General features: G+C 39.0%; 22 protein-coding genes. All 22 read left to right on the forward strand.

What is annotated here, in order from left to right; genetic code table 11:
• The first annotated feature begins 19 nt into the window (after window positions 1-19).
• Window positions 20-484 (forward strand): ASCH domain-containing protein, encoded by a 465-nt coding sequence (locus tag BMZ41_RS05935; RefSeq protein WP_090527641.1) that lies wholly within the window; start codon window positions 20-22, stop codon window positions 482-484.
• A gap of 11 nt (window positions 485-495) precedes the next feature.
• Window positions 496-921, forward strand: coding sequence for a hypothetical protein (locus tag BMZ41_RS05940; protein ID WP_177184160.1), 426 nt, complete (start codon window positions 496-498; stop codon window positions 919-921).
• A 223-nt stretch (window positions 922-1,144) separates the two neighbouring features.
• On the forward strand, window positions 1,145-2,203 hold the full coding sequence (locus BMZ41_RS05945) for a Fic family protein (protein ID WP_090527644.1): 1,059 nt from the start codon (window positions 1,145-1,147) through the stop codon (window positions 2,201-2,203).
• Window positions 2,204-2,221: 18 nt separating this feature from the next.
• On the forward strand, window positions 2,222-3,160 hold the full coding sequence (locus BMZ41_RS05950) for a DUF1848 domain-containing protein (protein ID WP_090527647.1): 939 nt from the start codon (window positions 2,222-2,224) through the stop codon (window positions 3,158-3,160).
• A 208-nt stretch (window positions 3,161-3,368) separates the two neighbouring features.
• Entirely contained in the window at window positions 3,369-4,910 is a 1,542-nt protein-coding gene (gene yjeM / locus BMZ41_RS05955) for a glutamate/gamma-aminobutyrate family transporter YjeM (protein WP_090527650.1), read from the forward strand.
• Window positions 4,911-5,011: 101 nt separating this feature from the next.
• The gene (locus tag BMZ41_RS05960) at window positions 5,012-6,745 is read left to right on the forward strand and encodes an ABC transporter ATP-binding protein (protein WP_090167457.1); all 1,734 of its coding nucleotides are present in this window, start codon (window positions 5,012-5,014) and stop codon (window positions 6,743-6,745) included.
• Window positions 6,746-6,933: 188 nt separating this feature from the next.
• A complete protein-coding gene (locus BMZ41_RS05965; protein WP_090527653.1) occupies window positions 6,934-8,517 on the forward strand; it encodes a glucose-6-phosphate isomerase in 1,584 nt (527 codons plus the stop codon).
• Between the two features lie 93 nt (window positions 8,518-8,610).
• Window positions 8,611-9,309 (forward strand): hypothetical protein, encoded by a 699-nt coding sequence (locus BMZ41_RS05970; RefSeq protein ID WP_090527656.1) that lies wholly within the window; start codon window positions 8,611-8,613, stop codon window positions 9,307-9,309.
• Window positions 9,310-9,311: 2 nt separating this feature from the next.
• Complete coding sequence (locus BMZ41_RS05975) at window positions 9,312-9,938, forward strand: YesL family protein (RefSeq protein WP_090527659.1); 627 nt, start codon at window positions 9,312-9,314, stop codon at window positions 9,936-9,938.
• Window positions 9,939-10,111: 173 nt separating this feature from the next.
• The gene (locus BMZ41_RS05980) at window positions 10,112-10,414 is read left to right on the forward strand and encodes a hypothetical protein (protein ID WP_090527662.1); all 303 of its coding nucleotides are present in this window, start codon (window positions 10,112-10,114) and stop codon (window positions 10,412-10,414) included.
• Window positions 10,415-10,440: 26 nt separating this feature from the next.
• The gene (locus BMZ41_RS05985; RefSeq protein ID WP_090167465.1) at window positions 10,441-10,908 is read left to right on the forward strand and encodes a methylglyoxal synthase; all 468 of its coding nucleotides are present in this window, start codon (window positions 10,441-10,443) and stop codon (window positions 10,906-10,908) included.
• Window positions 10,909-11,087: 179 nt separating this feature from the next.
• Window positions 11,088-11,474: a GntR family transcriptional regulator gene (locus BMZ41_RS05990; RefSeq protein ID WP_090167467.1), complete on the forward strand. Its 387-nt coding sequence runs from the start codon at window positions 11,088-11,090 to the stop codon at window positions 11,472-11,474.
• On the forward strand, window positions 11,458-12,357 hold the full coding sequence (locus BMZ41_RS05995; RefSeq protein WP_090167469.1) for an ABC transporter ATP-binding protein: 900 nt from the start codon (window positions 11,458-11,460) through the stop codon (window positions 12,355-12,357). The genes BMZ41_RS05990 and BMZ41_RS05995 overlap by 17 nt, the downstream gene beginning before the upstream one ends.
• Entirely contained in the window at window positions 12,332-14,419 is a 2,088-nt protein-coding gene (locus BMZ41_RS06000) for a hypothetical protein (protein ID WP_090527665.1), read from the forward strand. The genes BMZ41_RS05995 and BMZ41_RS06000 overlap by 26 nt, the downstream gene beginning before the upstream one ends.
• A 253-nt stretch (window positions 14,420-14,672) precedes the next feature.
• On the forward strand, window positions 14,673-14,951 hold the full coding sequence (gene flgM, locus BMZ41_RS06005; protein ID WP_090167473.1) for a flagellar biosynthesis anti-sigma factor FlgM: 279 nt from the start codon (window positions 14,673-14,675) through the stop codon (window positions 14,949-14,951).
• A gap of 19 nt (window positions 14,952-14,970) precedes the next feature.
• Window positions 14,971-15,483: a flagellar protein FlgN gene (locus BMZ41_RS06010; RefSeq protein WP_090527668.1), complete on the forward strand. Its 513-nt coding sequence runs from the start codon at window positions 14,971-14,973 to the stop codon at window positions 15,481-15,483.
• Between the two features lie 42 nt (window positions 15,484-15,525).
• The gene (locus BMZ41_RS06015) at window positions 15,526-17,355 is read left to right on the forward strand and encodes a flagellar hook-associated protein FlgK (protein WP_090527956.1); all 1,830 of its coding nucleotides are present in this window, start codon (window positions 15,526-15,528) and stop codon (window positions 17,353-17,355) included.
• A gap of 26 nt (window positions 17,356-17,381) precedes the next feature.
• On the forward strand, window positions 17,382-19,376 hold the full coding sequence (gene flgK / locus BMZ41_RS15570) for a flagellar hook-associated protein FlgK (RefSeq protein ID WP_177184161.1): 1,995 nt from the start codon (window positions 17,382-17,384) through the stop codon (window positions 19,374-19,376).
• Between the two features lie 134 nt (window positions 19,377-19,510).
• A complete protein-coding gene (locus BMZ41_RS06025; protein ID WP_242942017.1) occupies window positions 19,511-21,211 on the forward strand; it encodes a flagellin N-terminal helical domain-containing protein in 1,701 nt (566 codons plus the stop codon).
• Window positions 21,212-21,239: 28 nt separating this feature from the next.
• Entirely contained in the window at window positions 21,240-21,692 is a 453-nt protein-coding gene (fliW, locus tag BMZ41_RS06030) for a flagellar assembly protein FliW (protein WP_090167476.1), read from the forward strand.
• Between the two features lie 2 nt (window positions 21,693-21,694).
• A complete protein-coding gene (gene csrA / locus BMZ41_RS06035) occupies window positions 21,695-21,916 on the forward strand; it encodes a carbon storage regulator CsrA (protein ID WP_090167478.1) in 222 nt (73 codons plus the stop codon).
• Between the two features lie 160 nt (window positions 21,917-22,076).
• A complete protein-coding gene (locus tag BMZ41_RS06040; RefSeq protein WP_090527671.1) occupies window positions 22,077-22,499 on the forward strand; it encodes a flagellar protein FlaG in 423 nt (140 codons plus the stop codon).
• Window positions 22,500-22,513 lie beyond the last annotated feature (14 nt).

A 22,513-nucleotide genomic window follows, 5' to 3' on the forward strand; every position in this document is an offset into this window, starting at 1 on the left:
TAAAACATGAGGTGACAAAATGACAGAAAAAGAATTATGGAAAGAGTTTTGTGAAAAGAAGAATGTAGATATTAGTACGCCATATGAGGCATGGGGGTTCGGAGATGATGAAGAGACTGCAGATGAATTGGCAGATTTAGTAGTCAAAGGAATTAAGTATGGAACAGCCAGCTCCTATGATGATTATGTGGCTGAGGATGCACTTGATGAGCTTCCACAAGTGGGAGAATACAGTGTAATACTAAATGGTAAAGAAGAGGCAGTTTGTGTCATTAGGACTAAGGAAGTATTTATTCTTCCATTCAATGAGGTTCCAGAATCACACGCATTTGCAGAAGGTGAGGGCGACCGAACATTAGATTATTGGAGAAGAGTGCATAAGGAATTTTTCGAGGAGTGCGCAGAGGAAAGTGGCATTCCATTTACTGAGGAATCAAAGGTAGTATGTGAGCAGTTCTCACTTGAATATGTAGCTGGAGAATAGGAGAAGATATTATGAATTTAGGGAGATTATTGTTACTGTTACTGATTGGTTATGTGATTGTTACATGGATTGGAATTGGTCAAACCATTTTTAACATCAAGGTATTACACATGAAATCCATGAAGGAGAGCCCAGGTATGGGAGAAGGTTATGAGAAGACCAAGCCTTGGCATCCACTGTACAACATTGTTATTTTTTCTTTATTAGGATGTGTTTATATGAGAGGATTAGAGGCTCAGACATTATCTGCGGCTCTAATAGCAGGTGCAATCTGGGCAATCATATGCATAGTAGTTGATTTGGTGGGATGGGTTCTGATTAAGCATCCATGGAGATTAACCTTTAAAGAGTTTTATGTGGACTATCAGCCATGGATTACACTGATATATATAGCAATTTTTTTAGGTCCAGTTATCGGATATTTGATAGTTAGATAAAAAAAGAATTCACCAGGTATTATCTATGGAGGATTCCTATAGCTTAATCCTAAAAGATAAAGTAGCAGCATGTGTGGAGCTACAGGCTGTTAATGATGTGGATACTTTTCTGCATACAAAAAAGTAAGTATCTGCATATTAATAGTCAATTTATATGCAGATACTGTTTGAGTATCTGCATATTTTATTGTATATTATATGCAGATACTTGAGGAGGTACTATATGCATAAATATGATTATTCTTTTTTAGATGAGGGAATGTTACCTGCTGAAATGGTTAATTTAACAGCATCAATTGCAGCATTTGATGCAATATCGTCTGAACGCAAGGATGCTAATCAAAGCATATATACTGAACTTGAAAAAATAGCAAGAGTACAGTCTGTAAAAGGATCAAATGCTATTGAGGGAATTATTACTACTGACGCGAGAATTAAAGAAATTGTAGATGGAGATAGTGCCCCTTTAAACCATAGTGAACGCGAAATTGCAGGATACAGAGATGTGTTAGATGAGATTCATAAAAACCATCAATCTATGAGTTTCAGTGAGAATACAATTTTACATATTCATCAGATGATGACAGATTTGGCAGGATATGAACTGTCAGGTAAATATAAAGTTGATGACAATCTAATATTACAGGTTGATGAAAATGGAAGACGTAAAGTACGATTTACACCACCACCAGCAAGCGAAACTAATGATGCAATGGAACAACTTATATTAGCTTATATAGATGCAAGAGATAATCCAAGGGTTAACAAGTTACTTTTGATTCCATGTGTAATTTTGGATTTTTTATGCATACATCCATTTGCAGACGGTAATGGACGAGTTTCGAGATTATTATCTATTTTGTTGTTATATAAGAGCGGATACGATGTATGTAAATATGTCTCATTCGAGGAACAGATAAATAATTCAAAAGAATTTTACTATGAAGCATTGCATGCTTCTTCTCAAGGATGGCATGAAAATGAGAATTCATATTTTGAGTTCATGAAGAATTTTTTGTCTACACTATATAAGTGTTACAAAGAATTGGATAAGCGCTTTTCAACTGTGAATGGGAAAAAGATTGCAAAGAGTGAAAGGGTAGAGCAAACAGTTTTAAATAGTGTTTTACCTGTATCAAAGGCTGAGATATGTGAAGTATTACTAGATGTTAGCCCTACAACCGTTGAGGCAGTGCTAGGTAAAATGGTAAAGAGTGGTTCAATAAAAAAGATAGGACAAGCGAGAAATACAAAGTATGTCAATGCCAAGTATTTAGAGTAGAGGAATGAAAGGTAGATTATGATAATAAACACAGGGCAGCGCACGGACATTCCAGCGTTTTATTCAGACTGGTTTGCGAACAGGCTGAGAGAAGGATATGTCTGTGTTAGAAATCCATATAATCCAAAGCAAGTAAGTAGATACAGGCTGAATCCTGAGGTGGTGGATGTAATCGGTTTTTGTACTAAGAATCCAGCGCCTATGTTTAAGTATATGGATTTGCTAAAGGACTATGGACAGTATTGGTTTGTGACCCTGACTTCATATGGAAGAGATATTGAGCCCAATGTACCGGATAAGCACAAGCTGATAGAAGATTTTATAAAGCTGTCTAACTATGTAGGGGTCAACAGTATTGGTTGGCGCTATGACCCAATCTTTATTTTGGATAGATATACGGAAGAGTACCACATCAAGGCCTTCAAGCAGATAGCGGAAAAATTGGATGGTTATACCAAAACGGTAGTTATAAGTTTTATAGACCTTTACCCAAAGGTAAGAAGGAATTTCCCAGAGGTAAAAGAGGTAACAAAAGCCCAGCGTCTTAGAATGGGAAAGCAGATTATAGAAATAGCCGCAGCCCACGGAATGACTGTGAAGCCATGTGCAGAAGGAGATGAACTGGCACAGTTCGGCGCAGACTGTGGAGGCTGTATGACCATAGCAGATTACGAGAAAGCTATTGGCCAAAAACTAATTGTCCATAAAAAGAAAGGGGCCAGGGCAGAATGCTCCTGCTACCTTACCTGTGACATAGGAGCCTATAATACCTGCAAGCATCTATGCAGATATTGCTATGCAAATGCAGAATCAGAAACAGTATTAAAACTAAGCAGCCAACATGATCCCACATCTCCATTTTTAATAGGGAATTATCAACCTGATGATATAATAAACGATGTTCTACAAAAATCATGGATAGATGGGCAGATGGTTCTGCCATTAGATAGAATGTAGCACCTGGCAAAATTGCTGGGTGCTATTTTTCATCATCAACTAATATTAGTGTATATTTCTTTTGCGTTTTAAAGTGTTAACACATTGTATTTTCACTGTTTTATATAACTAAATTATAGAGAATTCCTTTATGACATGATATAATATTTGAGTTTTCGCTTATGCGAAAATTAAATTAAGAGTATATTTTGTTATAAGGAAGTTAGTAATGAAAGAAAAGAAATTAGGGCTTATGTCCCTCATTCTGATGATTTTTACATCAGTTTACGGTTTTAACAACATTCCACGTTCTTATTACTTAATGGGATATGCAGCGATTCCTTGGTTTGTAATCGCAGGTATTTTATTCTTTATTCCATTTGCATTTATGGTTGCAGAGTTTGGTTCTGCTTTCAAGGATGAGACAGGTGGAATGTATTCATGGATGTGTAAGTCAGTAGGACCAAAGTACGCATTCATCGGTACATTTATGTGGTACACATCTTACGTTCTTTGGATGGTAAACGTATCATCTGGTATCTGGGTACCAGTTTCAAACATCATCTTTGGTGAGGATACAACATCAACATGGTCATTATTCGGAATCGAGTTTTTATCTGGTTCAAGACTTCTTGGTCTTATGGCTGTATTGTTCTTCATCTTTATCACATATTTCGATTCAAAGGGTATTGATAAGATTAGCAAGGCAACATCTGTTGGTGGTACAGCAGTTCTTACTATCAACATCATGGTAGTAGTTGGTTCTATCATTATGATTATCGCTCGCGGTGGTCAGCTTGAGCAGCCATTCGCAGGTATGGAGTCCCTTAAGGTTCCTCTTAATGTTGCATACCAGGGCAGTCCAATCATGCTCCTCTCATTTATCGTATATGCGTTATTTGCATACGGCGGAATCGAGGCAGTTGGTGGTCTTGTAGATAAGACAGAGAATCCTAAGAAGAACTTCCCTAAGGGAATCATCATTGCAGCTATGGTTATCGTAGTTGGTTATGCATCTCTTATCATGCTTGTAGGTTCATTTACAAACTACGCAGAGGTACTTGGTGCTGACAGCATTACACTTGGAAATGTTTCATATGTAATTATGTCAAACTTTGCTGCTACATTTGGTAAGGTGTTCGGCGCATCTGCAGCTACTCAGGTTGCACTTGCTCACGGCTTTGCTCGTGTTTATGCACTTATCATGCTTCTTGCTCTTGCAGGAGCTTTGTTTACACTTGTTTACTCACCACTTAAGCAGATTATCGAGGGTACTCCAAAGGAACTTTGGCCTGGTAAGATGGGTGAGATCGAAGCAGATGGTATGCCTAAGAATGCTATGTGGGTACAGTGTGCAATCGTAAGCGTTATGATTCTCCTTGTTTCATTTGGTGGAGATTCAATGCAGAAGTTCTTCGTTATCCTTACAGCTATGGTTAACGTTGGAATGACAGTACCTTACATGTTCATTTCATTCGCATTCCCTAAGTTCAAGAAGCTTCAGGGAATTGATAGAAGCTTTGTTATTTTCAAATCTCAGAAGTCAGCAAACATCTGGGGCTATGTTGTAACACTTACACTTTTATTTGCAAACGCATTTGCAATCATCCAGCCAGCACTTGATGGTGATTTCAAGACTACATTCTGGTCACTCAGTGGCCCTGTAGTATTTGGTCTTGCTGCTTGGATTATTTACAATCGTTATGAGAAGAAAATGGAAGCAGCGGATACAAAGACAGATGCAGTTAAAGCTGAAGAATTAGAAGCTTAATATTCAACCACCGGTTCATGTGAGCCGGTGGTTTTTTGTATGTAAAAATGGTATTGTAATATGAAAGATTAGATGCAACTAGATTTTATACGAGGTATCAAATGAAACTAATTAAACGATTTATCCCATATTACAAACCATATATAGGTGTATTCATCTTAGATTTGATATGCGCCACAGTACTATCAATCATTGATCTTACCTTCCCTCAGTTCCTGAGAATCCTGAGAGCTACACTTTTCCTTGAGGCACCAGAGGTCATCCTCAGCAAGCTTGGAATTATAGCAGCGCTTTTACTTGCAATGTATATAGTGAGAAGTGCCTGTAGATATTATGTCAGTTATCAGGGACATATGATGGGTGCTCAGATGGAATCGGGAATGAGACGAGAGCTTTTTGAACGCTATGAAGCATTCTCATTTTCTTACTATGACAATCACAACACAGGAGAGATGATGAGTAAGCTGGTATCAGATTTGTTTGATATTTCAGAGCTGGCACATCACGGTCCAGAGAACATATTTATTTCAGTGATTAAAATAATCGGTTCACTAATTCTTCTTATGAGAATCAACGTTCCTATGACTAGCTGTCTGATGGTGGTGGTTTTCTTTATGGCGATTTTTGCTGTTAAGCAAAACAGAAAGATGCGAGCAACTTTTGCAGACAACCGCAGGAAGATTGCTGGAATTAATTCGTCGCTACAGGATACTCTCGGTGGAATCAGAGTTGTAAAGTCCTTTACTGGCGAAGATATTGAGACAGAAAAATTCGACAAGAGCAATATTTCTTTCCTTTCATCTAAAAAGCAGAATTATATCCTTATGGGAACCTTCAATGCAGGAAACAGTCTTTTTGAAGGACTTATGTTTATAACTGTTTTGGTTGCAGGAGGATATTTCATTGCTAAAGGACAGTTGACAGGTGAGGATTTGGCAATCTACGCCCTCTATATAAATATCTTTATCAATCCAGTAAATGTTCTTGTGGAATTTACAGAGCAGCTCCAGAAGGGCTTGGCTGGCTTTGAGAGATTCACAGAGGTTATGGATACAATGCCTGAGATTGTTGACAGCCCAGATGCTAAAGAGCTTAAAGATGTCACAGGTGTGATTGACTTCAAAAACGTATCATTCTCATACGAGGAAGAGGAGACAGTTCTTGAAAACATAGACCTTCATGTAGATGCAGGAAAATCCGTAGCAATCGTAGGACCATCAGGCGGAGGAAAGACTACACTTTGCGCTCTGATACCTAGATTTTATGATGTTACAGGCGGACAGGTGTGCATCGATGGCGTAGATGTTAAGACTGTTACACAGAAATCTCTTCGTTCGTATATTGGTATTGTGCAGCAGGATGTTTATCTGTTCAATGGAACCATCAAAGAGAACATAGCATACGGAAAGCCAGATGCCACAATGGAAGAAATCATAGAGGCTGCAAGAAATGCTGACCTCCTTGATTTTATCGAAAGCCTTCCAAATGGATTTGATACAGAGGTAGGCGAGCGAGGCACCAGACTTTCTGGTGGACAGAAGCAGCGTATCTCTATATCACGAGTATTCCTTAAGAATCCACCTATTCTTATTTTGGATGAGGCAACAAGCGCCCTTGATAATGAAAGCGAGCGTTACATTCAGGAGAGCTTGGATAAGCTGGCAGTGGGAAGAACCACTATCACAATCGCCCATCGTTTATCTACAATTCTTGGAGCAGATGAAATCATTGTATTAGATGGTGATGGAATCAAGGAAAGAGGAACTCATAAAGAGCTCATAAAAGAGGGTGGCATTTACGAGAAATATTACAGGATGCAGCTAGGTGCAATATAGAAGCTGTGCGCAACAAAAGTTGCTCAAACACTAATAAAAAACTTTGTGTATTAACTGAAATAAGATATTGAAAAATGGGTGTAATCTATTGTATTACACCCTGTTTTATTATAAAATTTTTGGTTAGAAAACGTTTTAGCTATTTTCATGAGAGCAAAAGTATTTTACATTATAAAAGGAGTAAGAAAATGGTAGCATGGAATAATTTTGATAAGCTTGAATCTTACAAGACTCTTCAGGGGTTGAAGAATCAGGTAGAGCTTAAGTCAGTTATGGCTGGAGCAAACGGTGCAAAGCGTGTTGCAGAGTACTCAGTTCCAATGTCAAATGGTATGGCATACAACTTCGCTGCAAAGCAGGTTGATGACACTGTTCTTGATGCACTTCAGGGCCTTGCTGACGAAGCAGAGCTTATCGACAAATACTCAGCACTTTTCAACGGAGAGGTTATTAATACAGGGGAAAAGAGATTAGTTCTTCACCAGCTTACACGTGGTCAGCTTGGCGGGGATGTTATTGCTGATGGGGTTAACAAAAGGGAGTTCTATGTTAAGCAGCAGGAGCGTATCGCAGAGTTCGCTAACAAGGTTCACAATGGTGAAATCGTTAACGAGAATGGCGAAAAGTTCACTACAGCTGTTCAGATAGGTATCGGCGGATCAGACCTTGGTCCTCGCGCTATGTATCTTGCTCTTGAGAATTGGGCAAAAGTAACAGGCACATTCAAGATGGAAGCTCGTTTCATTTCAAACGTAGATCCAGATGATGCTGCATCAGTTCTTGCTGGTGTTGATGTTGCTCATTCTATTTTCATTCTCGTTTCTAAGTCAGGTACTACACTTGAGACACTTACAAACGAGTCATTCGTTAAGGATGCTTTAAAGAAGGCTGGTCTTGATGCATCTAAGCACATGATTGCTGTTACATCAGATGCTTCACCACTTGCAAAGTCAGCTGATTACCTTGACGCATTCTTCATGGATGATTACATCGGTGGACGTTACTCATCTACATCTTCAGTAGGTGGCGCAATCCTTTCACTTGCATTTGGTCCAGATGTATTCGCTAGATTCTTAAATGGTGCAGCAGAAGAAGATAAGCTTGCTCGCAATGTAGACGTTCGCAAGAACCCTGCAATGCTTGATGCTCTTATCGGTGTTTATGAGAGAAACATTCTCGGTTATGAGACTACAGCAGTTCTTCCATACTCACAGGCACTTAGCCGTTTCCCTGCTCACTTACAGCAGCTTGATATGGAGTCAAACGGAAAGAGTGTAAACCGTTTCGGCGAGCCTGTTGATTATGTTACTGGCCCAGTTATCTTTGGTGAGCCAGGTACAAACGGACAGCACAGCTTCTATCAGCTTCTTCACCAGGGAACAGATATCATTCCACTTCAGTTCGTTGGCTTCAAGAAGAGCCAGATGGCTACAGATGTTGTTATCGAGGATAGCACATCACAGCAGAAGCTCTGCGCTAACGTAGCAGCTCAGATTATGGCCTTCGCTTGTGGTAAGGATGATGATAATAGAAACAAGTACTTCGAGGGTAACCGCCCATCATCAATCATAGTTGGTGATCAGCTTACACCTGAGACACTTGGTGCACTCCTTGCACACTTCGAGAATAAGGTAATGTTCCAGGGATTCGTATGGAACCTTAACTCATTCGATCAGGAAGGTGTTCAGCTTGGTAAGACACTTGCAAAGAAGGTTCTTTCAGGTGATACTTCAGATGCTCTTGCAGCATACGCAAAGCTATTAAACATCTAATATAAAAAGTTTATTAAAAATGCTACTTCTTTATTGAAGTAGCATTTTTTTTTATGTACTATATCTCTTAGACTAAGTAATAAGAGGTATGCTATGGAATATGTAGATAAAGAACAAGAGCAGGTCACCAAGACCTTAAAGGGTGAGAAAAAGAAGCTTTCTCAAATGACCTTTGGACAGAAGCTGGAATATATATGGGAGTATTACAAGTTTCATATAATAGTAGCGCTTTTAATTGTAGGAGCCATCACCTGGGGTGTTCATCACGCACTCACCTATGTCCAGTACAAGTTTTATGGAATGATTATCAATTCTAGCCAGTACAATGAAAAGGTAGCTGATGAAATGCATGATGTGCTTAAAATGGCAAAGCACGATGGATTTAATCTTTCAGCAGATTTTTATACATATGATGATGTAAATATGGGTGGCTACGGAAATAAGCTTGATATTTACATTATGACTGGCCAGCTTGATTTTGCTTTTACTGACGAAGTGGGGGTTAAATATTTAGTAGATATGGGTGTTGTTCGAGATTTAAAAACAACAGCACCAGATAAGCTTTTGGATTTGTGGACCAGTGAAGGTCGATTATACAATGTAGATGTTACAGATGATGACGGCATAACAGGTAATTATGATGTGGCTGTTGATATCACAGGTACGGGAATTCAGGAATACTTTGGACTTGATGAAAAGATGAAGTATTTGATGATAGCAGATTTGAGTGGAAGCGAAGAATACTTACAGAACTTCTACGATCTTATATATAAAATAGAAAAAGGAGAATAATTTTGGGTAGATTTTTTAATAGTAGATTTTTTGACGGCATTACAAAAATTACAGATATGCTGATTATAGGCTTTTATTTTTTGATTTGTTCTATTCCTATTTTTACAATTGGAGCCAGCCTTACAGCACTTTATTATGCGATTCACAAATGTGTTTATAGGGGCAGAGGCTACACATTAGAGTTCTTTCACTCATTTAAGGAAAACTTCAAGCAGTCTACATTATCATGGCTTATCTTTATGGTGATGTTTGGAATCCTTTCAGGAGATATTTATATTACCAAAAATGTTATCAGTCACGATAGCCCATTTGCTGGAATGTTTATTTTCTTTACAGTGTTGCTTGTGGTTACTATTATTTGGGCGATTTATCATTTTGCTTACATTGCACGATTTGCGAATGGATTTAAAGAATCCTTTAAGGTATCAGCAATATTCATGATACTTAATATTGGTTGGAGTATTGCTATACTTGGAGTTTTGGTACTTCTTGGTCTATTAGTATACCGCTTCCCAATTTTTCTGGTATTTCTTCCAGGTATGGTTGCATCTTCAGTACATCCTATACTGGAGAGAGTTTTCCGCAAATACATGTCTGCTGAGGATATAGCAAAAGAGGACGAAATTTAGTGTAAAAATTATTGCCAATAACGATTGGAAATATTGCCAAAATTTGAGTGTTCTTGCCAAAGATATGAAAATTGATTGACCTGCCAAAGTTTTCATGATAAATTACCTCCTGTTGCAAAACGTTATACAAAATAATGTTTTGTATTTAGTATAGATTTAGGAAGGTTTTGTTTATGCAGGCAAAAGAGAAATTAGAAGGCTTTATCGAGAATATCTCAGATGCGGAGAAAGAAGCTTTATATAGAGCATTATTAAAATATAAGGCGAAGAAGGACGTATACAAGCTGCTTCAGGATAGATTACCAGCAATGATTGAAGGCGCAGAGGACGAAATGCTATTGACATTCTGCGAAAAAATTGCTGATATATATGCATACAGTAATCACACAGAGGAGGATGCTAGCTACTGGCTTAGCCTCGAGGATTTGATTAGAAATCACTGTGATGAGTTGTTTGAGGTATGTAACGCAGCATAAATAAACAGCACAAACGGAGGGCTTATATGGAAGATAAGGTTACTTTTACTATTGGGAGACAGAAAAACATTGCTTTGATTGCTCACGATGGAAAGAAACAGACTCTTGTTAACTGGTGCGAGGCAAACAAAGATATCTTAAAGAATCATTTTCTTTGCGGCACAGGTACTACAGCCCGTCTGGTATCCGATAAAACAGGTCTTACAGTTAGAGGTTATAATTCAGGTCCTCTTGGCGGAGATCAGCAAATCGGAGCAAAGGTAGTGGAGGGAAGAATCGATTTAATCGTATTTTTCTCAGACCCACTTACAGCACAGCCACATGACCCTGATGTTAAGGCTCTTATGAGAATTGCACAGGTTTATGATATTCCAATTGCGGTTAATAAGGCATCGGCTGATTTCATTATCAAATCAGTACTTATGGATGAGCCTTATGACCATGATGTAATAAATATGCAAAAGCATATTTCTGACAGAGTTAATTTCTTATAATTTATAGATATCTATATTCTCAATACTGACTGCAAGACTGAAAGGTCTTGCAGTTTTTTACTTTACAGGACATGCTTCTAAATTCCCCAAAAAACTTGTTGACACTAAAAATACGGTGTGCTATAAGTGTATTAGAACAGCTAATACAGTATAACTGAATACCGTGAGGAGGTACTAGCTTGATTCAACTAAATTACAGGGATTCCAAGCCTATATATGAGCAGATAAAGGATGGCCTAAGACGCCTGGTGGTGTCAGGGGCTGTACGGACGGATGAGAAACTGCCTAGTGTTAGAGAGCTTGCTACAAGTTTATCTATCAATCCAAACACCATCCAGAAGGCTTATCGTGAGCTGGAACAGGAAGGGTACATTTACACAATAGCAGGTAAAGGCAGCTATGCCGCAGAAAGAGCGGATGTTGCAACTGGGAGGAATGAAGAACTTATGAAAGAATTCGATGAGATAGTAAAAGAACTTCTGTATCTGTGCCAGGATAAGGATATCCTTATCAGAAGAATTGAAGAGATAGCGAAGGGAGGGGCAACGGGTGATTCAGGTAAATAATGTTACAAAGAAATTTGGAGACTTCATTGCCCTTGATGATTTAAATATGCATGTAGAAAAGGGTGCCATTTATGGTTTGGTAGGACCAAATGGCGCTGGTAAGTCTACTATTATTCGTCACCTTTGTGGCGTATATAAACAGGATGCTGGACAGGTTCTTATTGATGGACAGCCAGTATATGAAAATCAGGCAATCAAGAGCAGATATGCGGTCATTCCAGACGATATCTTCTTTTTCACACAGGCTAACACCTTGGATATGATGAAGTTTTATAAGAATATGTATCCAAATTTTGACGAGGCACTTTTCAAGAAGATTATGGATTGTTTTCCAGCAATTAATCCTAAGAAGATGGTTCGCAGTCTTTCAAAGGGAATGCAGAAGCAGGTAGCATTTATGCTTTCTATCGCAGCCAGACCAGAGCTTATGATTTTGGATGAGCCAGTGGATGGTCTTGATCCTGTAATGCGCCGTCAGATTTGGAGCCTTATTATGTCCGATGTTGCGGAGAATGGTCTTACAGTTCTTGTAAGTTCACATAACCTTAGAGAGCTTGAGGATGTATGCGACCATGTGGGCATTATGAATAATGGAAAGATTCTTATTGAGCGATCACTTGATGAGCTTCAGACTTCCATTACTAAGATTCAGATTGCCTTTGAGGGCGAGATGCCAAAGCTTCCAGATGATATTACAGTATTAAAGAAGATTACTAACGGACGTGTACATACACTTATAGTCAAGGGAGAACCTAGAGCTGCAGAGCAGGCAATTGGTCAGATGAATCCACTTCTGATGGATGTGCTTCCACTTACCCTTGAAGAGATATTTATTTATGAATTGGGAGGTGAGAACTATGCAGTCAAAGACATCATTTTTTAATATGGCTTTGTTTAAAAAGAATATTAGCAGAACATGGATTGCAGGGTTACTATATTTCGTCCTCCTATTGTTGATGCTTCCAGTATATTTCGTAATCAGCACTGCTAATATAAATGGAGATGACTGGTACTCAAGACTTGGTTATACAATGGAAATGCGACTTTTCGAGCATATGAGTACTATGCCGACTACCTTTATTGCCATCATAATTTCCATTATCGTTACAGGAATTACCTTTTGGTATTTATTCAATAGAAGAGACAGCTATATGATGCACTCTTTTCCAGTTACTAGAAGAAGCCTGTTTTTCACAGGTATCTTATCAAGCCTTACTGTAAGCCTTGTGCCAGTAATATTGGCATCAGTCATTATGACAATTGCAGCAGCGGCCCGTGGATGTGATGGTCTTTCTTGTATATGGTATTGGGCACTTATTGTAGCAGTATCAACCTTGCTATTTACGGCAGTAGCGATTTTTTCGCTGATGATTTCAGGTCAGATTGTTACTGGCATTATCTTCTATTTTATATTTAATTTCCTCTATCTTATGATGGATATTGCATTTCGTCTTACTGCAAGTATCCTCATGTGGGGATTGTCAGAGGCTATGAACGGAATACAGTATAGGATTTGGACTCCTGTGTTATACATTCCTAATAATGCCAAGGTATTTTCTGATGTAGTTATGGATGACAACTACGAGCGAGTAATAGAGTTTAAGCACAGCTTTACAGGCGGACATGTTCTTGCAATTTACGCAGCAGCTGCGCTAGTTATCATTATTGTGAGCTACCAGCTTTATAGATTTAAGAAGCTTGAGACAGTACTCGATTTCATTGCTGTTCCATTTATGAAACCAGTATTTTCCGTTGGAATGTCCTTTTTTATTTCGATGGTAGCAGGTGCTTTCATTTCAGGAATGGTAGAGGCGCTTACATCTCTTACTTATGACATGAAATATGGAATAGCTATTGTATCAGCGCTGATTTTGGGAGCGATAATATATTTTGCTACACAGATGCTTATTGAGAAGACTTTAAGAGTTTTCTGCGCCAAGAAAGCTTTTGCCTGTGCCGTTTATTCACTTGCAGCACTTGGAGTACTTCTTTGTATGAGACTAGATGTGCTGGGAATTGAAAACAGAGTTCCAGCGTTAAAGGACATTCAGTGGGCAGGTATCGATAACAATTACACCATGGTTTTTACAGATGAGATGGATATCGAGGCCTTCAGACAGATTCATCAGAACTTCCTTACAGATAAGAAGGAACTTAGAAATATTAATTACAATTATCCAGATGTGGATGGAAAAACCTTCTCTATCCGCTACAAGTTAAAAAATGGAGATATAATCATTCGAAGCTATCCTGTAATCAACACAGAGGCATCAGTAGTATCTTCAGAGTATGTGGCAGCTACACAGCCAATCTTGGATTTTGTTAATAATCCAGGAAGAATCAAAGAGCACATCATTGGAAATATCTGGAATGACTGTGAGATTAAGAGTATGGACTTTGCTACTTTAGTAGATGTTCCAGAAAACAATGATTATTACTTTGAATACAATGAGTTTGATGAGCTCAGCACTAAGGAGAGAAAAGCAAAATACAAGAGAGTATATGAAGCCTTCCTTAAGGATATTGAAGCAGGAAAGGTATTCCAGCAGGATTTTGCAGGCTATGATTATAAATATGACGAGAATAACAAGGTGCGTTTATATAATTCCTTTGACTTTATAGTTAGAAATCCGGATGTAGTTTACTTCTCTGACAGCGAAACCTTCTATGATAATGCTTATGGCGGCCAGACAATTATGCATGAACAAAGCATATACGCAGAGCTGACAGTAGATTGTACAAATACACTTAAGGCATTAAAGGCTGAAGGCTTCTATACAGATGAAGATGACATAATTACTTATGATGAGTTTTCAAAGAAGTATGAAAACTATGGTTATGATTCAGAAGCAATAGATCCAGAAGCAATAGATGCAGAAAGAGCTGAATATATCTTTGAAGACCCTGATGGAGATTTAGATCCATTAGAGGCGATTATGAATTAGCTTATATCTTATTTCTCTATACAATACAATTCTCAGACCGACCCCAGAGACCTCTCAACTCTGGGGTCAATTTTTTTTATTTGATGCCGATAATAATAATGACAGAAGAAATTTTGAAAATTTTGTTAAATTTTTTTATTATAGGTATAAAGTTTTACTAAATTGTTCCGATAAATGGAATGTAGGAAAAAGATGGTTGGGGGATAACCCGAAAAAGAATCACCTGAATAAGGGAGGAAAGGAGTGTGGCGATATGCGTATAGAGGCTTACAATCAGGTAGCTCAGCTCTATCAGTCATCAAACACTAAAAACACGACACAGGCTGCTAAAACAAATGGAATGGGCCGTGACCAGGTTCAGATTTCATCTACAGGTAAAGACTACCATGTAGCTAAGGCAGCAGTATCTGAGGCGGCAGATATCAGAGAAGATCTAGTAGCAGACATCAAGGCTAGAATCAAAGCTGGTACTTACGAAGTCAGCACAGAAGACTTCGCAGATAAGTTATTGTCTCAGTTCGGTCAGATTTAGTTTAAGTGAGGAAGATTGCGTGGCTAGTTTAATGGATGAATTGCTCTTAACTATGGATGGTGAAACAGAGCAGTATGAAAAGTTAATTAGTCTTAATGGAGAAAAGAAGGATTCTATTATCCATAAGAAGCTTGACGTACTGGAAGCTATTACCTCTCAGGAGCAAGCCATCGCAGACTCCTTATTGGAGTTGGAGAAGCGACGCGCCGAATTACTGCGACATATTGCGGCAGTAATGGGTCATGACGGGGAGCAGATTACCGTTTCATGGATGATCGATAATTTGGCGAACCAGCCTGTAGAAAGAAAACAACTTATAACTGCCAGGGGTAAATTGAAGGAAGCAGCTGATAATGCTCAGGTGCTTAATATTCAGACTCAGAATCTCCTGCGCCAGGCGCTGGAGATGATTGAATTTGATATTACCCTAATCAAGAGTGCAAGACAGGCACCACAGACGTCCAATTATGGCAGGGATGCGGAGACTACAGGAGATTTGTTAGGTAAATCAGGATTTGACGCTAAACAGTAGGAAACGGATGTCCTTAAAGATTAGCAGCTTTAAGGAGGACCTATGGCTAATAGTTTTGGAAGCTTATATGTTGGAGCATCTGGCCTACAGTCAGCATCACATGGATTAAATACAACAGCTAACAACCTTTCGAACGTAAATACCGAAGGTTATGTTCGTGAGCAGGTTGTTTATGAAGATAGAAATTATCAAAAAATAGGTGAAGCCGCAGTGAGTACACAGTACCGTGGACTCGGTGTGGAAGTTGGAACGATCGTCCACGCTCGCGATATCTTTTTAGATAAAGCATATCGAAGTGAGAATGGGCGACATTCTTTTTATAACGCTAGCTCAGAAGCAGTGCAGGAGGTTATCACTCATCTGCAGGAATCTGACGGCCAGGCTTTCAAAGACGCCATCAAAGATTTTGAGGAGGCCTTTGAAGAGTTCGCCAAAGATCCTTCAGATACAGTTAACCAGAATCTTGTGTTGCAGAAGGCTAGCCTTTTTTTGTCCCGTGCTACAACGGTTGAAGATGGATTTGAAGATTATCAGACCATTATCAATTCAAAGATTTCCGAGAAGCTGAACCGCATCAATGAAATTGGAAAAGAGATGGTCGAGTTAAATTTAAGAATACAGGCCATTGAATCAGCAGGCGTCGAGAAGGCCATGGACCTTCGAGATAAGAGAGATCTGTTGATTGATGAACTTTCAGGATTAGCAAGAATCACATATCGTGAGGACAACATGGGCGTTGTTCATGTGGAGCTTGAGCAGGTGGAGTTTATCGACGAGGTAACATATCACCCAGTTGGAAATCTTACAGACAGAAAGACTGGTTTCGTTACACCTTACTGGCCACATATGTCAGAGATAAATGATCCTGACGATCCAAGTCAGAATTACTACTATCCAATATATGACTTAACAAACGTAAGTGCAGAGAAGGACTCGGATATTGGAGAGGTAAAGGCACTTCTTTTGGCAAGAGGAGAGACCTGGAGCGATTACAGAAGTTTTTATGATGAGGATGGAAATTATATTTCTTCTGATGATTATAAAAAAGGAATCGCAAACTCTATTATGATGAATTCAGAGGCAGAGCTTGATACCTTGATTCATCAGATTGTAACTGAAATAAACAACATCTACAGTCCAATCATAGCTTTAGATGAAGTTTATTCAGGGGCTGTAACAGCTACCTACATAGATGAAAATGGTGAGACAGTCACACTTGATGCCAGCAAAGTGCACATCCTTGATAAGGAAAATTGTTCGTTAGGTAGCGATTTGGAGTATCCACCAAGAGAGCTTTTTGTAAGAAGTGCTTATGACAGATTCAAAAACAATTCGATTATGGATGTAACTGTAACTATTGATGATGGTAATGGTACTACTCATGATGAAGTAGTCCAGGTGTATGTATACAACGAAGAAGATTTAGACGATGCTAATACCTGCTACACCTTAAAGAACCTCAGAATGAATGAGGAGCTTGAAAAGCAGGAATCTTATCTTCCACATCTCATGTATAAGGAAAATAAGATAGCAGTTAATCACAACTTGGGTGCAGCCCTCAGTGCTATTTGGACAGCTCAGGACTTTAACCTTAATCCTAGCGATACCACACCTTGTGGCTACTCAGGTTTCTACGTTAAGTGGATTGGTGAAATCGGAAACACTGGTAACGTATATAAGTCTACAGCAGAATCGCTACTGGGAACAAAGGAAGAAATAGAATTTAGCCGCCAGGGTGTAATCGGGGTATCTTCTGATGAAGAGCTTACAATAATGATTAAATATCAGTCGGCATATAACGCAGCCAGCCGATATATAAACGTAGTAAACGAAATGATTGAGCATCTTGTCACATCACTTGGACATGTTTAATCGGTAATGACAGGAGGAATTAGCCTATGTCATCAACATTCTTTGGATTAACAATTGCAGCATCTGGCTTAAATACTTCACAGGCTCAGATTAACACCACTGCAAACAACATCTCTAACGTAAATACGAATGGTTACAGTCGACAGGTTGTAAACACTGTAGCTTCATCAGCACTCCGTTGCTACCAGAGCTGGGGTACTACCGGTACTGGTGTAGAGGCAGAGTCAGTTACTCAGCGAAGAGATCTTTATTATGATGAGAAATATTGGAATAATTCCTCAGCTCTAGGTTTCTATGAGAAGAAAGAGTATTACATGAAGCAGATTGAGAACTACTTCAATGAGACCAATCTGGACACTGGATTTACCACTATTTATACCAAGATGTACAACGCCATGAGTACTCTTCAGGGAAATCCTGGAGATGACACAGTAAGAAAGCAGTTCATTTCTACAGCCAAGCAGCTGACAGAGTACTTTAATCAGCTGGCTACCAAGCTGGATGATTTGCAGAGCTCAATTAATGATGAGATTAAAACAGCCGTGGATGATATTAATTCGATAGCTGAAAAGATATCCATCCTCAATAAGCAGATTAATACTATCGAGCAGGGTGGAGGACATGCAAATGAGCTTCGCGACCAGCGTGCGGTTCTGGTCGATAAGCTTTCAAAGATTGTGGATGTATCTGCAACTGAAAAGAAGGTACAGAATTCAAATTATCCAGATATGGATACAGGCGCTACTTATTATCAGGTCTATATTAACGGACAAATTCTTGTAGATACCTATGAGCACAACACTCTTTCTGTAGTATCAAGAGAGTTGGATCAGAATCACAATCAGTCTGATATCGATGGTCTTTATGAAATCGTTTGGACTCAGGATGGCAACAAATTTAACGCTACTCCAAGTGGAAATGGTGGAGAACTGAAGGCTATGTTTGAGGTTCGTGATGGTAATAACAATGAGAACCTTCATGCCGTGGTTTCAAATGCTGACGCCGAGACCATCACCGTTCAGAATCTATCTATTACAGATATCAACGAGCTGAACATGCCAACACGTGGTTCTCTTGACGTAAACAACAAGGAATATACCTACAACAGCTTTTCTTATAACACAGATGAAGATGGAAATATTGAAAGTATAACCTTCTATCTGAACCAGACACTGACAGTAGAGGAGCAGGGAAATATGCTTTCCAAAAAGCTTCAGGTAGGTGATGATGTGGATTATATGGGAATTCCTTATTACCACAATCAGATGAATCTTTTCCTGAGAAATTTCTGCGAGGCTTTTAATCAGATAGAAATCGGAACAGAAGTATACAATGATAACGGAAATCCGATAACAGATATCAGAGAAATAAAGGTTGGAGAGGTATACGACGCAGAAGGAAATCTAATTGATAGTCAGGAAAAATTAAATGAATATCTTAACAAGATGGGTGTGGATTTGAACGGTGATTTAATGAACGCCTTCTTCATTGCTAAAGATAAGATTGATTTAAATATCGAGCATCAGATGAGAGATGACAAAACATCTGCAACTATTTACAGTGCAGCAGATGATGAGGATGCGACAAAGAATTATGAATCTTATTATCTCCTGACAGCGAAGAACGTCACTATCGCAAAGGATTCTGATAAGGATGCAGGATTATTTGCTACAACCACCAAGGGTAATTATACGGACGGTGTTGATGCAGCTAATCTAGTAGAGGAACTTCAGAAATTACAGAGCAAGACAAAGCTATTCAGAGGTGGTGGCGGTGATGCATTCCTTCAGTGTATCTACGCGGATGTTACTGTAGACACGCAGGAGTGTAACATATTCACAAAGAACTTCACCAATATTAAGACGCAGATTTCCGAGCAGAGAATGTCAGTGTCAGGTGTTGATGAAGATGAAGAGGCGCTGGATTTAATGAAATTCCAGAATGCTTACAACCTGGCATCTAAATGTATATCGGTGTTCGCCGAAATATATGATAGATTGATACTTCAGACTGGAGTTTAATATGGAGGATATTTTCATATGCTTTAGCTTATGAAAATGTTCTCCCACAGCGGGGCCCATTGCCGAAGGCAATTATAAATGGCCCCTGCTTTCCCGCTAGCCTGAAAAAAAGTAGTGTTTTAGAGGTGATTTTTATGAGAGTTACAAACAAAATGATAATGAACAACGCGGCTTCCAATATCAACAGCACTAAGGAGACGGTCAACACCAGAAACAAACAAATGACTTCCCAGAAGAAGATTGACCGTCCTTCTGACGACCCAGTAGTTGCTGTTCGTTCCCTCAGATTGTCTACCACGCTCTCTCAGGTTACACAGTACTACAGCAAGAATATTCCTGATGCAGCCAGTTGGCTTGACGTTTCAGAGACATCACTTATCAACATTAGAAGTCTTATGAAGGACTGTAAAGAAATTGCAGTAACAGGCGCTTCTGATACATATAATGCTGATGATAGAAATACAATGATTACACAGCTTGAATCACTTCAGAAGCAGGTGTTTGCAGAAGGAAATGCTGATTATGCAAAGCGTACAGTTTTTACAGGCTACAGAACAAATTGTAATCTTGTATTTACAGAGGATGAAACTCAGACAAGATATAGAATTAATCAGACTCTTACAGCAGAGACAAACATGGAAGAGCACAGATATTATGATGGCGTAAATAAGGTGCCAACCACTGCTGATGAAGTAAAGAATCCATTCCTAGGTCTTGACCCAACAGATCCAAACTATACCTTTATTGATGATATGGAGCAGACAAATTACTATCGAATCCGTCTTAATTATGCGCTGACTGATGTAGACCATGATTCGATTAATAAGATGACAATCAAGGATGGAGATGGAAATCAGATAGCTGCTTTCTCATATTACGATTTATCAGGTGGTCAGACGGAGGATGAGATTGACACAGTTATAAATGATAATACTACTCCACGTAATGATGGAGGAATCAATCTGTTTGTATTCGCCAATGAAACAGAATGGAGCGATACAGAAATAGCTGATGCAACAGATGCAACAAATATATTAAGTGCAAAGGGAACTAAGACTGTTCCAGATGATGCCATAATTATCATCAAAGAAACAGGAGACTTAATACTTGGAAAGAATGTTGCAGCTACACTAAAAAACAAGAATGCCACTATAGATATTGAGTACGACAAGACTGGCTTCAAAGAGGGCGAGCTTCGACCTGAATATTATTACAACTGCCAGAAGCGCTATGATCCAAACGATGTAGATACAAATATTCCATATACAAAATATGATGAAAATGGAAAGCGAATCTACTTTGATATCGAATATACGGTAGCTGCGAATCAGACTATCTCTATTAATACAGAGGCCTGTGATGTATTCACAAGCGACATCCAGCGTGATCTTTCAGAGATGATTGAGGCAGTAAAGAATACTATTGAAGCCAATAATAAGCTGGATGAAATCAAAAGAATGAAGGGTGAAACCCAATACGCTGGTGACGAATATCAGGGCTATTTAGACACTTGGTATAAGGCTATTGAGAAAGAAAGAGATTATTTCCAAGATAATTTAAAAAAACTTTTTAGCACCGAACTAGGCAAAATTGATGAATATTATGCTACAATAAGTTTAGGAATTACTGATTTGGGATGTAAGAAGCAGTCGCTACAATTAACAGAGAAACGCGTGGGGGATCAGCGACAAACTGTACAGAGTCTTCAGTCTACAAACGATGATTTAGATTTATCCCAGATAATCATCGATTATACAGCCGCTTACACCGCATATCAGGCGTCGCTTACAGCCGCTGGAAAGCTGGGCGATTCTACATTGTTGAATTACTTGTAACCAATAATTTCACAAAGGAGAAAGGATAATGCGCGTAAATACCAGATTATTCGGCGAAATTGAAATTGCTGATGAAAAAATCATCAATCTCATTCATGGGCTTATAGGTTTTCCAGACATGAAGAGATACACGCTCATTTTCGACGAAGAGAAGAAGGACAAGGGCAATATCATGTGGCTGCAATCTCTGGATGAGACAGATTTTGCTATGCCAGTTATGCTTCCGCACGTTGTGAAGCCGGATTATGCACCAGCTTTAAACGAGGATTCACTAGAACAGCTTGGGGATTTAAATGAGGATAACACCTACGTACTTGTTACTGTGCGTGTTCCTAAGAATCCAAAGGAGGCATCTATCAATTTAAAGGCACCTATCGTTATTAATACTGACACTAATGTAGGTGATCAGATTATCATCGATGGAAACGAGCCGGTAAGATACCTTATTCATGACGCAATACATGGAAAGGATGGTGAGTAGCGATGTTGGCATTAACTAGAAAAACAGGCGACGCTATTATGATCAACAACAACATCGAGATTACAGTCCTTGAAGTTCGCGGTGATCAAGTCAAAATAGGTATTTCAGCTCCAAAGGATATATCAATTTATCGCAAGGAAGTTTACCTTGAAATCCAGAAAGAAAATGAGGCAGCTCAGCAGATCTCAATGGATGATGTTGAAGCAATTAAGAATTTACTATAATCCGCTAGTTACGGCAACAAGCCTTCCCATTGAGGGGAGGCTTAATTTTTTTATAAATTTTTAAATTTGCTATAAACTTTCGCTTAACTCGGTACGATATAGGAGTTAGAAGACTATAAACCTTTTTATATATACAAGGAAGTTTAAAAGGAGGAGTACCATGAAAATAGGCGAAGTAAGTAGTGCAGTTAGCAACTACCAGGGACAGGGAAGTTCAGGAAAGACAGCGCCAGTTCAAGCAACACAGAGTACACCAGTAGATTTCGCGGCAGCAGCAAAGGAATTACGCGCTAGCGAACCTGAATATAAAGCCCCACAGAATTCAAATCCAGAGCAGGAAGAAGCAGAAGAGAAACAGGTTCAGGCTACTTCATCTTTGAAGGAAGCCATCAGCAAAATTAATTCCGCTCAGGGCAATGCTGAAGCAGTGTTTGGTATCCATGAGGGTACAAACCGCGTCACCATTAAGATGGTTGATAAGCAGACAAAGAAGGTTATCAAGGAATTCCCAGCAGAGGAAACCTTAGACCTTATTGCAAAGGCTTGGGAGCTTGCAGGAATTATGGTCGATGAGAAGAGATAATAGGAGGGATTTTT

The organism is Pseudobutyrivibrio sp. UC1225 (assembly GCF_900115215.1).
Taxonomy (GTDB): Bacteria; Bacillota; Clostridia; order Lachnospirales; family Lachnospiraceae; genus Pseudobutyrivibrio.

Bases quoted from the DNA above. Each gene is read 5' to 3' on its own strand.
- BMZ41_RS06000 (WP_090527665.1), top strand. From the start codon at position 12,332: ATGCAGTCAAAGACATCATTTTTTAATATGGCTTTGTTTAAAAAGAAT.
- fliW (WP_090167476.1), top strand. From the start codon at position 21,240: ATGCGCGTAAATACCAGATTATTCGGCGAAATTGAAATTGCTGATGAA.
- BMZ41_RS05935 (WP_090527641.1), top strand. From the start codon at position 20: ATGACAGAAAAAGAATTATGGAAAGAGTTTTGTGAAAAGAAGAATGTA.
- BMZ41_RS05985 (WP_090167465.1), top strand. From the start codon at position 10,441: ATGGAAGATAAGGTTACTTTTACTATTGGGAGACAGAAAAACATTGCT.
- BMZ41_RS05950 (WP_090527647.1), top strand. From the start codon at position 2,222: ATGATAATAAACACAGGGCAGCGCACGGACATTCCAGCGTTTTATTCA.
- BMZ41_RS05970 (WP_090527656.1), top strand. From the start codon at position 8,611: ATGGAATATGTAGATAAAGAACAAGAGCAGGTCACCAAGACCTTAAAG.
- BMZ41_RS05965 (WP_090527653.1), top strand. From the start codon at position 6,934: ATGGTAGCATGGAATAATTTTGATAAGCTTGAATCTTACAAGACTCTT.
- BMZ41_RS06015 (WP_090527956.1), top strand. From the start codon at position 15,526: ATGGCTAATAGTTTTGGAAGCTTATATGTTGGAGCATCTGGCCTACAG.
- BMZ41_RS06025 (WP_242942017.1), top strand. From the start codon at position 19,511: ATGAGAGTTACAAACAAAATGATAATGAACAACGCGGCTTCCAATATC.
- flgK (WP_177184161.1), top strand. From the start codon at position 17,382: ATGTCATCAACATTCTTTGGATTAACAATTGCAGCATCTGGCTTAAAT.
- BMZ41_RS05945 (WP_090527644.1), top strand. From the start codon at position 1,145: ATGCATAAATATGATTATTCTTTTTTAGATGAGGGAATGTTACCTGCT.
- csrA (WP_090167478.1), top strand. From the start codon at position 21,695: ATGTTGGCATTAACTAGAAAAACAGGCGACGCTATTATGATCAACAAC.
- BMZ41_RS05960 (WP_090167457.1), top strand. From the start codon at position 5,012: ATGAAACTAATTAAACGATTTATCCCATATTACAAACCATATATAGGT.
- flgM (WP_090167473.1), top strand. From the start codon at position 14,673: ATGCGTATAGAGGCTTACAATCAGGTAGCTCAGCTCTATCAGTCATCA.
- BMZ41_RS06040 (WP_090527671.1), top strand. From the start codon at position 22,077: ATGAAAATAGGCGAAGTAAGTAGTGCAGTTAGCAACTACCAGGGACAG.
- BMZ41_RS05940 (WP_177184160.1), top strand. From the start codon at position 496: ATGAATTTAGGGAGATTATTGTTACTGTTACTGATTGGTTATGTGATT.
- BMZ41_RS05980 (WP_090527662.1), top strand. From the start codon at position 10,112: ATGCAGGCAAAAGAGAAATTAGAAGGCTTTATCGAGAATATCTCAGAT.
- yjeM (WP_090527650.1), top strand. From the start codon at position 3,369: ATGAAAGAAAAGAAATTAGGGCTTATGTCCCTCATTCTGATGATTTTT.